This is a genomic window from Streptomyces sp. NPDC093094 (assembly GCF_044754345.1).
In the GTDB taxonomy this organism is placed as follows: Bacteria; Actinomycetota; Actinomycetes; order Streptomycetales; family Streptomycetaceae; genus Streptomyces.
The window spans coordinates 17,305-27,753 of the sequence record NZ_JBIVOX010000032.1; the positions used below are offsets into that span (position 1 = coordinate 17,305).

8 protein-coding genes and 2 pseudogenes are annotated in these 10,449 nt (G+C 66.4%); 4 read left to right on the plus strand and 6 right to left on the minus strand.

Translation table 11 applies throughout. From position 1 onward, the window contains the following. The first annotated feature begins 171 nt into the window (after window positions 1–171). Window positions 172–4,593: a hypothetical protein gene (locus tag ACIQGV_RS37620; RefSeq protein WP_402503481.1), complete on the plus strand. Its 4,422-nt coding sequence runs from the start codon at window positions 172–174 to the stop codon at window positions 4,591–4,593. A gap of 126 nt (window positions 4,594–4,719) precedes the next feature. On the opposite strand, the gene ACIQGV_RS37625 is transcribed toward ACIQGV_RS37620, so the two are convergent. The 4 genes and pseudogenes from ACIQGV_RS37625 to ACIQGV_RS37640 form a co-directional block, all read right to left on the minus strand. Continuing rightward, complete coding sequence (locus ACIQGV_RS37625) at window positions 4,720–4,914, minus strand: hypothetical protein (protein WP_402503484.1); 195 nt, start codon at window positions 4,912–4,914, stop codon at window positions 4,720–4,722. Window positions 4,915–6,024: 1,110 nt separating this feature from the next. Beyond that, window positions 6,025–6,171: pseudogene (locus ACIQGV_RS37630) on the minus strand (Rieske 2Fe-2S domain-containing protein); the annotation flags it as partial. After that, window positions 6,172–6,324, minus strand: a pseudogene (gene sufC / locus ACIQGV_RS37635) (Fe-S cluster assembly ATPase SufC); the annotation flags it as partial. Between the two features lie 35 nt (window positions 6,325–6,359). Further along, window positions 6,360–7,016: an ISAs1 family transposase gene (locus ACIQGV_RS37640; RefSeq protein WP_402503486.1), complete on the minus strand. Its 657-nt coding sequence runs from the start codon at window positions 7,014–7,016 to the stop codon at window positions 6,360–6,362. A gap of 42 nt (window positions 7,017–7,058) precedes the next feature. Here ACIQGV_RS37640 and ACIQGV_RS37645 point away from each other — a divergent pair, with 42 nt between their 5' ends. The 3 genes from ACIQGV_RS37645 to ACIQGV_RS37655 are packed head-to-tail and all read left to right on the plus strand — an operon-like array spanning window position 7,059 to window position 9,179. After that, entirely contained in the window at window positions 7,059–8,312 is a 1,254-nt protein-coding gene (locus ACIQGV_RS37645) for an IS256 family transposase (protein WP_402503488.1), read from the plus strand. Then, window positions 8,309–8,806 (plus strand): HAD domain-containing protein, encoded by a 498-nt coding sequence (locus ACIQGV_RS37650; RefSeq protein ID WP_402503490.1) that lies wholly within the window; start codon window positions 8,309–8,311, stop codon window positions 8,804–8,806. The genes ACIQGV_RS37645 and ACIQGV_RS37650 overlap by 4 nt, the downstream gene beginning before the upstream one ends. Window positions 8,807–8,831: 25 nt before the next feature. Further along, entirely contained in the window at window positions 8,832–9,179 is a 348-nt protein-coding gene (locus ACIQGV_RS37655) for a transposase (protein WP_402503492.1), read from the plus strand. A gap of 165 nt (window positions 9,180–9,344) precedes the next feature. Here ACIQGV_RS37655 and ACIQGV_RS37660 read toward each other — a convergent pair whose 3' ends face one another. Next, window positions 9,345–9,668, minus strand: a complete 324-nt coding sequence (locus tag ACIQGV_RS37660) for a hypothetical protein (protein ID WP_402503494.1) — start codon at window positions 9,666–9,668, stop codon at window positions 9,345–9,347. 294 nt (window positions 9,669–9,962) lie between these two features. Next, window positions 9,963–10,151 carry a hypothetical protein gene (locus tag ACIQGV_RS37665; protein ID WP_402503496.1) on the minus strand — a complete coding sequence of 63 codons (189 nt, stop codon included), beginning with the start codon at window positions 10,149–10,151 and terminating at the stop codon, window positions 9,963–9,965. Window positions 10,152–10,449: the final 298 nt, after the last annotated feature.

Genomic DNA, 10,449 nt, shown 5'->3' on the forward strand with positions numbered 1-10,449 from the left:
AGGGCTGTCCAGTAGGCACGTTTGGTGTGGTGGAGCCTGCGGTCGTAGACGATTATGGTTTGGTCATTTTGTGACGGTCTGCGTGGTTATCGGTTGGTGGGAGTAGGGTCGCGTGGCGTGGTTCCCGAAAGGGTGAGAACCGATGGGATGTCCTGGGGGGAGTGAGGCTGGGTGGGGCTGGCGGGTGGGGCTGCGGACAAGGCGGGTAACCGGTACGAGGACTGGTGGACCGCGCTGAGGGTGGCGGAGTTGCTGCGGGGGCGGGCGACGCGGATTCGTCTGGAACCCCCGGGGCCAGCCGGCGCCGGGATCGAGTTCGAGCTCGAGGCGGACGACGGCACCTGGTGCGAGCAGGTGAAGGACGTCCCCTCGAAGGGGCCGTGGACTCTGAACGCTGCGGGCAAGATCCTCGAGGCGGTCACGGGGCATCTTGCGGGGGGCAAGAAGGTGCGCCTTGTGCTGTCCATGGGGGCCCCTGAACTGCATGATCTTTCTAAGCGGGCCCGGGGCGCCGATACACTCGCCGAGTTCGACGGCATGATCACCAAGGCCCAGATTCCCCAGTTCGTACAGGTACTCGAGAACTGGTCCGACAACGGGATGCCGGTCGACCGGGAGGTCGGCTGGCGGTATCTGCAGGCCGTGCACGTGGAGCACATCCCACCAGAGGCACTGCGCCGCCTGGTGGTCTCCGAGTATGAGCTGCTGTTCGTCGGGGACCCGGAAGTGATCGTCAGGCAGCTGAGTGGCTATCTCGACGAGCACCTGCACCAGCGCCTCACCGGCTCCCAGATCCGCAGCCATCTTCTAACCGTGCCGGGGGTGCGCCCACGTCTGCTGGCGGGTGACACCGGGACACTCACGGCCCTGGCCGGGACGGTCGATCGCTTTGTGCGGCGCGTGCGACGGGACAAGCCCGAGTTCGGGATGGCCGCTCGTCCGCATGCGGAGCAGCTCTACGAGCGCCTGGTGGCTGAGGACGGCCAGCAGGTGGTGGTCTGCGAGGGCAGCGCTGGCTTGGGCAAGTCAGCGGTCGTCACCGACGTCCTGGTCCGGCTGACCGAGCAGGGATGGCTGGCGGCCGCGGTCCGGATGGACGGCGCCGACGCGAGTGTGCAGACGGCCAAGGACCTTGGTACCAAGATGACCCTGCCGGACTCGCCGGCGGTGCTGTTGGCTGGGGTCGCGGACGAAGCGCCGGCGCTGTTGGTGATTGACCAGCTGGATGCGGTCAGCACCTACAACGGCAGGATGTCGGATGCCTATGAGGCCGTGGAAGACGTACTCGCACAGCTGGTCGTCGCCCCGAACGTCAAGGTGCTCCTGGTGGCCCGCACCATCGACATCGACAATGACCGGAGGCTGTCCGACCTGGTCGCCGACCGCGCCCGGACAGTCCGGTTCCCCCTCAGCGTCCTGGATGTGGAACAGGTGCGGGCTGTGCTGTCCGCCAGCGGGACGGATCCCGACGGCTTGGGGTCGGTGACGCTGGAGCTGTTGCGGACTCCGTTGCACCTGTCGGTCTTCAGCCGTCTGTCGTCCTCCGCACGGGCCGCTTCCTACCGGACCTTGCAGGAACTGTACGCGCGTTACACCGATGAACGGCGCGAGGAGATCGAGCGACAGGTTGCCGCGCTGGACTGGCGGGGCATCACGGGCACGCTGTGCGCCTCCATGAGTGAACGCGAAACCCTCCAGGCGCCTATGGCTCTCCTCGATGGTTTCGCCCGCCAGCACATCAAGGTGCTCGAATCGCACGGTGTGCTGGTGCGCGACGGGGAACAGATCGGGTTCTTCCACGAGACTTACTTCGATTTCCTCTTCGCCCGGTCTTTCATCTCCACTGGAGAGGACATCCACGATTTCCTGGCCAACTCAGGTCAGTACTTGTTCCGTCGCGCCCAGACCCGGCAGATCCTCGAGCACCTCGTCGGCACGGACCCCGGGCGTTTCCGCTCCGCTGTGGCCAGGCTCCTGGGCTCCGACCGGATCCGCCCGCACCTGCATGATGTGATCATCGCTGTCCTCGGACAGCTCGACGCCGCTCTGCCTGACTGGAAGGCCATCGAACCGCTCGCCTGGGGTCAGGTTCCTGTGGCGGGCAAAGTACGCGGTCTGCTCGCCCTGCCGCGGTGGTTCGATGCCGCCGACCACGATCAGAGGTGGGAACGCTGGCTGAGCACGCCGCAGACCGCCGATGCGGCGTTCCCTGAACTGCTGGCCGTCGCGCGGCACCGGCCCGAACGTGTGACAGAGCTGGTGCGGCCGTACGTGGGCACCACGCCGCAGTGGCGGCGCCGACTGGTGGGGCTGATCGAGTGGGCGCTCACACCTGACCTCGTGGACCTTGCCGTCGATCTGATCGACCGAGGGTATGCGGATGAGGCCAGGGGGCCGATCGCGGTCAACAGCGACTTCTGGTCACTCCTCTACGGCCTGTCCGAAACTCACCCCGATCCTGCTGCCCGCCTTGTCGGCGCCTATCTGCGCCGTCACCTCACCCGTGCGCGCGCCGAGGGATCCGGCGACCCCTTCGCGTCCGAGTACTTGTCCACGAACTCACAGGTGGCCGACACGGTCCTCTCCCGCATCGCGCATGCCGAGCCGGAAACCTACGTCGCCCAGGTTCTGCCCTTCGTCATCGACGTGGCCACCGCTAGCAGCGCGGGCCGCACCGGCTCCCACGACCTCGGTGGCCGCTGGGCCTACCGCCTCATGGGCGGCCGCAGTGTCGACACCGCCTTGCTGGCCGCTCTCGACACGGCACTGCGCTCCCTGGCCAGCCAAGCCCCGGCTGCCGCTGCCGATGCCCTGCGGCAACTGACCACCTCACCAGTTCAGGAACTACGCTTCCTCGCCTGCCGCCTGCACACTGCCCTGGCACGGCCCGATGAGGCGATCGCATGGCTCCTGACCGATGAGCGCCACCTGCGCCTGGGATGGGTGGACAGCGCACGCTGGGCCTCGCGCGAACTCATCGAGACCACGACCCCCCACTGCATGGACGAGATGCTGGATTGCTTGACCGCGGTGCTGCTTGGCTACTACCCGGCGTGGGAGCGCCGACGGCAGAAGGGGCAGCGCAGCGCCTGGGGCCGGAGCCAGTACGAGCTGCTGTCGGCGATCTGCCCCTCGCGCCGTAGTGAAGCGGTACGCCGTCGGCTCGCCGAATGGGACCGCAAGTTCCCCGGCCACGTCCCGTCGCCACCGACACCAATTCAAACTGGAGTCGTCGGCTCGCCGATCAGTGACCATGCGGCCCGGCACATGACCGACGACCAGTGGCACCGTGCCCTGGACAAGTACGCCCAGCCCCAACCCGAACGGTTCTGGCATCGCCGAGGAGGTGTCCACGAGCTCGCCCGGACACTGGGCAGCCGCGCGCAACAGCAACCCGACCGCTTCACCGACTTCGCCTTCACTCTCGGCCCGGGCTCACCAGCTGCCTACCTCTGCACGATCGTGGAGGCGGTCACGCCCCATCTGGATGCCGACCGCTGGGAACGATTGGCCCTCCACACCAACCAGACGCTCGGCTCCGAGGCAGCGCCCACGATCTGCCGCGCCCTGCAGTCGGCCCCGCAGAACTTCACTCCTGCTCTGCTCCCGGCCCTCGACAGCTACACCACAGACCCCCACCCCGAGGGGGACGTCCGCGACGCCGACACCCACGGAACTCGAACGGATCTGCTGACCGCTGGCATGAATGCCACCCGCGGCCAGGCAGCGTTCACCGTTGCCGCCCTGATCTTCCACGGCAGTGAGCACCTGCACGCCTTGACGCCCCTGGTCACCCGCCTTGCCAACGACCCAGTGCTCGCTGTCCGAGTCTGCGCAGCCCAGGCCGTGTTGGCCTTGATGAAGCATGACCCTCAGATTGCGCTAGACACCGCTGAACAACTCCTGAACCACCAGGACACCAACGTCTACAACGCCCCCACCACTCAACGGCTGCTCATCAACACCCTGGTCCGTGAACCGTCACGTTTTGCTGCCCACCTCGCTCGAGCCCTCCAAGGGCCGGGCGATACGGCCGAACTCGCCGGCCAGTCCTGGGCTGTTGCCACCATCCAGGGATGTCTCACCCCTGACCTTCCGAACAGCACGGATGAACTCAACGCCCTCGCCCGCCGTGGGGCTGCATCGGTCTTCGCCGACAACATCGACCACTACCCGCACCTTCTCCCGCTGTTCAACGACGATGACGCCGACGTGCGAAAGAACGCCTCTCAGGGCATGCGGCAGGTGTTCGACCTGTTTCCTGCACAAGCCGACGAACTCGTCAGAGCGTTCCTCGACGGCAAGGCCTTCCCCGACCACCTCGAACATCTCGCCTACGCTCTCTACGACCACGCTGGCCCCCTTCCCACTGTCGCTATTGATGCCTGTGAACGCATCGTTCAGCACGCGGGCAGGGAGCTCGGCGACCTCAGAACCCATCGAGCGGCGGACGGCCACCACCTGGTCTCGGCAATTCTCCGCCTCTATCGGCAAAGCCGGCAGGCGGAACGGATCCGTTGCCTGAACGTCATCGACAGGCTCTCGCAAGCAGGTGCCTACGGATTGACTGCTGCTTTGGAAAACGAGCGCTGACCCCACTGACCCCTGGTCCTGGCCCGCCGAGAGTTATCTTGGGGCGAGCCAGCGGTGGGGAAAGAGCGTGTCTGAAAGATCGTGTAAGTCGGGGCTGGAGGCAAGCTGACGGGCAAGCCGGCCGGGTCACGATGTGACGACCTGGACGACGGCGACCCCGGCGATCGTGGCGAAGACGCCGAGAGCGGCCACGGCGAGGCCGAGCGGCCCACGCAGCGCGGGGTGCCGGTGGGCGATGTAGCCGAGGCCGACAGCCAGAAGGATGCCGACGACGGCCAGGAGCAGCGCGACGGTCAGCGCGAGTACAGCGATGGCGGACACGGTCAGCCCTTTTGGGAGTTGGCATGCGGCAGCGGAGCCGCGTGGTCGGTGGCAGAACAGGCGCCCCTTGCCTTCAGGCCCGGGCAGGGGCCCCACAGGACGATGGAGGAGCGGGAAGAGTGAGGGAGGCGGCTGTTAGCCCGTCAACTCGTCTTCAACTAGCTCATTTGCCTCGGATGTGTGCTCGGTCAGGCGGTACGGAGCGGCGCGGCGTTGAGGCATCCTCGACACTCCTCAGTCCGGAGCCCGCATTCAATAGTTCTGAGCTGCGGAAACGCTGGCTGCCGGGCATTGAATTTGGGCCGCCCGTTTCTGTATGCCCACCCGCCTATATCGGGTCGATTGCCACATGCTGTCGTGCACCGTCCTGGAGGCGGCCGATGGTGTCGTAGCGGTAGAGGTAGTCCTGGAGGGTGGTACGGCCGACGATGGGCCAGCCCAGCACGCGGCCGAGTTCGTGCGTGACGGCGCAGGCGAGGGCGGACTTGTCGGTGCCGGTGTTGCTGGTGACGGGCAGCGGGCGGTGCAGATGCAGCGAGGCATTGCTGGTGGAAGGCGGAAGGGAAGTCGCGCTCGCTGTTGCTGGTGATCACCATGATGGGGAAGACGGTGCAGGCGATCACCTCGATGTCCTGCTCGTCGTAGGTGAGGGCCTTCGTGGCGGTGGTGCGGCTGACCGCGAGGGAGTTTCCGTGGGCGGTTCCGCTGTGTGCCGTGCGTGGCGCGGGTGCCCGTAAGTGCGGTCTGCTGGTGTGAGGTGTGAAGTGTGAGGTGTGCGCTGGCGCCGGTGCTGGTCGCTCTGTGGGCTGTCCGGGGGGCATGGGGTCATGGGGTCAGGGCCTGGAGGATGCCGATGACGATGGCGGTGAAGACGCCGAGTGCGGTGAGGGTGATGCCGATGGGTTGGGCGAGGGTGGGGCGGCGGTGGGCGAGGTAGCCGAGGCCTGTGGCGAGGGCGAGGCCGGCGAGGGCCAGGAGCAGCGCGACGAGCAGGACGAGTACGGCGAGGACGGACATGGTCTCTCCCTGGGGGTTTCGGGCGCGCGGTGTGGATGGCTCTTGTGGTCTGGCGAGGCTCTGTTCGGTGGTGGCCTCCTCGTCTTTTCCGCGTCGCGTCGCGGGAAGGCCGGACGGCTTGCCGGTGCGGAGGTCGAAGCTGGAGCCGTGCAGCCAGCACTCGATCTGGCAGTCCTCCACCTCGCCCTCGGACAGCGAGACGTTCGCGTGCGAGCAGATATCGTGGAGCGCGAACACCTGCATGTCCGGGGTGGCCTGGGAGGCGTAGATGCCGCCGGCGAACACGTGGACGTGGTCGGGCTTGATGTAGCGCAGGATGCGCGTGTAGTGCGTGATCAGCAGGGTGCCGACCTCGCCGGTCTCGCGGACGCGGTTGACGCCCTCGGAGACCAGGGCTTCGGCGTAGTCGCATGACGTCCGGTTCGTGATCATTCGAGGCCGAGTAGTGCGAGGGGGCGGCGAGGGTCGCGGGCATTGCGTCGGAGGCCGGCCGCGATGTTCTTCACTCCGGCCATCCGGAGGGCTCCGATGGCGAGGTTGCGCCAGGTGGCCATCGCGCGGGGTGCGTTGCCGGTCCGCAGTTGGGAGGCGTCCTCGGCGAAGGTGGTGTCGCGGACGTGGTGCAGGGCCTCGATCTTCCAGTGGTTGCGGACGAGTCGGGCGAGCTGGGCTGCGGTGGCCTGCTCGGCGGTGAGGCTGGTGACGGCGTAGATGGTCTTCACGGTGGTCTTGCCGGCCTTGCGGTCGGTGCGACGGCGCTTGATCTGGATGGCCTGACGGGCGCCGGGAAAGAGCAGGTTGTTCACGGTGGCCACCTTGATCCGACGGATCTCGCAGCGGCCGTGACCGACGTTGCGAGTGCGCCCCTGGAGCGGGATGCGTTTCCAGGGAAGGGACTTCATCTGCTTGCGGAGCTTCTTCTGGTTGCCCTTGACGATCACGATGTAGTGGGCGTCGCGGCCGAGCAGGTAGTCGGCGTGGTCGCGCTGGGTGGAGCAATGCTCAAGACCTGTGGATCGGATTCGGGAGGGGTGCCTCGCGGAACGCGGAGGGCGTACCTTCCCGAGTGATCGACTTCTGGTCATCGAGTAGGCCCGCGTTGCAGCGCGGGTCGGGAAGGCACGCCCGTGCTGAGCGTAGTCAACGAGGACGGCACTACCCAGAGCGGCTCCCTGATGGACGACATCGTCCGTGAGGGCGCCCGTCGGATGCTCGCCGCGGCCCTGGAAGCCGAAGTAAACCAGTACATAGCCGAGTTGGCGGGCGAGCGGGACGAGGCCGGTCGCCGTCTGGTGGTGCGTAACGGCCACCACAGCGAGCGGACGGTGACCACCGCCGCCGGGCCGATTGCGGTGAAGGCGCCGCGGGTGAACGACAAGCGGGTCGATGGCGAGACGGGTGAGCGCAAGCGGTTCTCGTCGAAGATCCTCGCCCCCTGGTGCCGGAAGTCCCCGAAGATCAGCGAGGTCCTGCCCCTGCTCTACCTGCACGGTCTGTCCTCCGGCGACTTCGTGCCCGCGATGGAGCAGTTCCTCGGCTCGGCCGCTGGGCTCTCGCCGGCCACGGTGACCCGGCTGACCAAGCAGTGGAGCGACGACCACGCCGCCTTCCAGGACCGGGACCTGTCCGGTTCCGACTACGTGTACGTGTGGGCCGACGGCGTCCACCCCAAGGTCCGCCTCGGCCAGGCCCGCTCCTGCGTCCTGGTCCTCATGGGCGTGCGCACCGACGGCAGTAAGGAGCTGATTGCGCTCGCCGAGGGCCTGCGCGAGTCGACCGACTCCTGGGCCGACCTCCTGCGGGACTGCCGCCGGCGCGGCATGCGCGATCCCGAGCTCGTCGTCGGCGACGGAGCCATGGGTCTGTGGCGGGCCCTGGCCGAGGTGTTTCCGCAGGCCAGACATCAAAGGTGCTGGGTTCACAAAACCCGGAACGTGGTCAACGCCCTGCCGAGATCGGCCCAGCCCGGCGCGAAGAAGGCGCTGCAGGAGATCTACAACGCCGAGGACCGCGATCACGCCGAGAAGGCGGTGAAGGACTTCGAACGCGCCTACGGCGCCAAGTGGCCCAAGGCCGTCAAGAAGATCACCGACGATGTCGACGAACTCCTGGCGTTCTACGACTTCCCGGCCGAGCACTGGGTCCACCTGCGCACGACAAATCCGATCGAGTCGACCTTCAGCACGGTGAAGCTGCGGACCAGGGTCACCCGCGGCGCCGGCAGCCCGGCCGCGGCCCTGGCAATGGTGTTCAAGCTCGCCGAGTCCGCCCAGGCCCGCTGGCGCGCGATCACCGCACCCCACCTCGTCGCCCTCGTCCGCAACGGCGCCCGCTTCGAACGCGGCGTCCTGGTCGAGCGTGAGCAGAAGGCTGCGGCATGAGTGAGCGCACGGAACGCCCGCTGCTGTTCCTGGACGTCGACGGACCTCTCCTGCCGTTCGGCGACGGCCCGCAGCGCGAGCCGTCAGACACCGCGACAGATTCGCACCTGACGCGGCTCGACCCGCGCGTCGGGCCTCGCCTCGCGGCACTGCCGTGCGAGCTGGTCTGGGCCACTACCTGGGAGGAGACGGCGAACACCGACATGGCACCGCGGCTCGGCCTGCCGCCCCTGCCGGTCGTGCACTGGCCGGAACCCTCCGACGCGCATGAACGCGAGGACCAGTGGTTCGGGCTCCACTGGAAGACCCGAACCCTGGCGGCATGGGCGGGCGGACGCCCGTTCGTCTGGGTCGATGACGAGATCACCGACGCCGATCGGGACTGGGCGTCCACCAACCACCCCGCTCCGGCTCTCCTCCACCGCATCGCGTCGTCCCGCGGCCTCACCAACGAAGACTTCGCAGTCCTCGATCAATGGCTGCGGGCCACTTGAGGCTCCCCACGGTGATCCACAGGAATTGACAATTGCTCAGCGCCCCCGTCGCACCGACCGCAAGACCGGCAGGACCACCGTGAAGACCGTCTACGCCGTCACCAGCCTCACCGCCGAGCAGGCCACCGCAGCCCAGCTCGCCCGACTCGTCCGTGACCACTGGAAGATCGAGGCCCTGCACCACGTCCGCGACACCACCTTCGCCGAGGACGCCTCCCAACTGCGGACCGGCAACGCACCCCGCGCGATGGCCACCTGGCGCAACCTCGCCAGCGGAGCCCTCCGCACGGCCGGAGTGAAGAACATCGCGGCCGGCCTCCGCCGCAACGCCCGCAACTCTCACCGACCCCTCGCACTCCTCGGCCTCGGATGACCATGAACCGGACGTCACGCGACTACGCCGAAGCCCTGGCTGAGGGGCCAGCACAGTGTGCTGGCCCCTCAGATCATCAGAGCACGTCCACGCACGAGTTACTCATCTCGCCGTGTGAGAACGCACGTGCCCTGCCTGTCGGCTGCTTCCATGTTTGCTGGCTGGCTAGGCCCTTGCAAACGTTCGATCGCTGGCCCAGAACGCCTGCGAGCCCGGCTGGTTGAGGTCAACGGTGAGACCTGTGATTCGCCCCTCAATGTTGAAGAGCCCTGAATACTCGCCGAGAGGTCCATTTCCCTTTCCGGTCGGGTCCCAGTCGACCGTGTAAACGAACCGGTCGCCCGCAACGCTACCCTTGCCCTTTCCCCTCATGCCGGGCGTGCTGGCCTCGCCGTCGAGGGAAGTGCCGTTCTGCTGGATTTCGAAGGTCACCTGGTGTCCGGTGCCCTGGTGGAGAGTCCACGTTCCACCTACGTTGAATTCAGACATGGCGGTCATCCTTTCATTCGTGGGTATTTGATTATTCAAGGGATCAGTTCATGGGAATTTCCTTCAGTGATGGGTGGTTAGCGGTTGTCGTGAGGGCCTGAGATTCGTGGATCTTTCGGCGAATGGGAACGCGTCGCATAGCTTCCACGGAGATTTCCGTGTGGCGGACCTTTCGGCGGTCCTCGCTGTCGAGCCGAATAGGGAATCGCTGAGTGATCGTCGTTGTGCCAGACTGCCGGGCCTGGCGGCGCTGCGCCGGAGCGGGTGTCGTGTGGAATGACGCTCATGGGTCGATCACCGCCGATCGAAGGAATTGTTCGTGTTACGAAGCTGAGTGAGAAGGTGCCGGTGGCAGGCGGGGCAGCGATTCTCTTTGACGTGCCAGCCGTGCTGAATGCAAAACTCGGGATCGCGCGCTTCCTTGGTGAAGGGGTAGCCGTCGTCAGCGAGCCCTTGAAGGAAGTCATCGATGGTGATGTTCATGATCCGCCTCGCTGTAACTCAGAATGACCGGATAATGGTGTCGTCGACTTATAGGTCGCGTGAGGCCAGGCAGGGATGGGAAATGAGCCGAACCTGGCCGATGGTTGCTAAATGCAAGAAATGAGAGAGTCGGACATGTTCCGTGGGCCCCCTCCACTTGGAAGAACCTCTTACTGCTGTGAGGGACCGGGGTCGGACCGAAGATTTGCAGATCCATCGCTCGAGGCTGTCGTCTTTCAAATAGGATTTGAATGGACCCAGGGCTCTTATTTTCCCGCTCCAGTTGCAGGTGCCGACA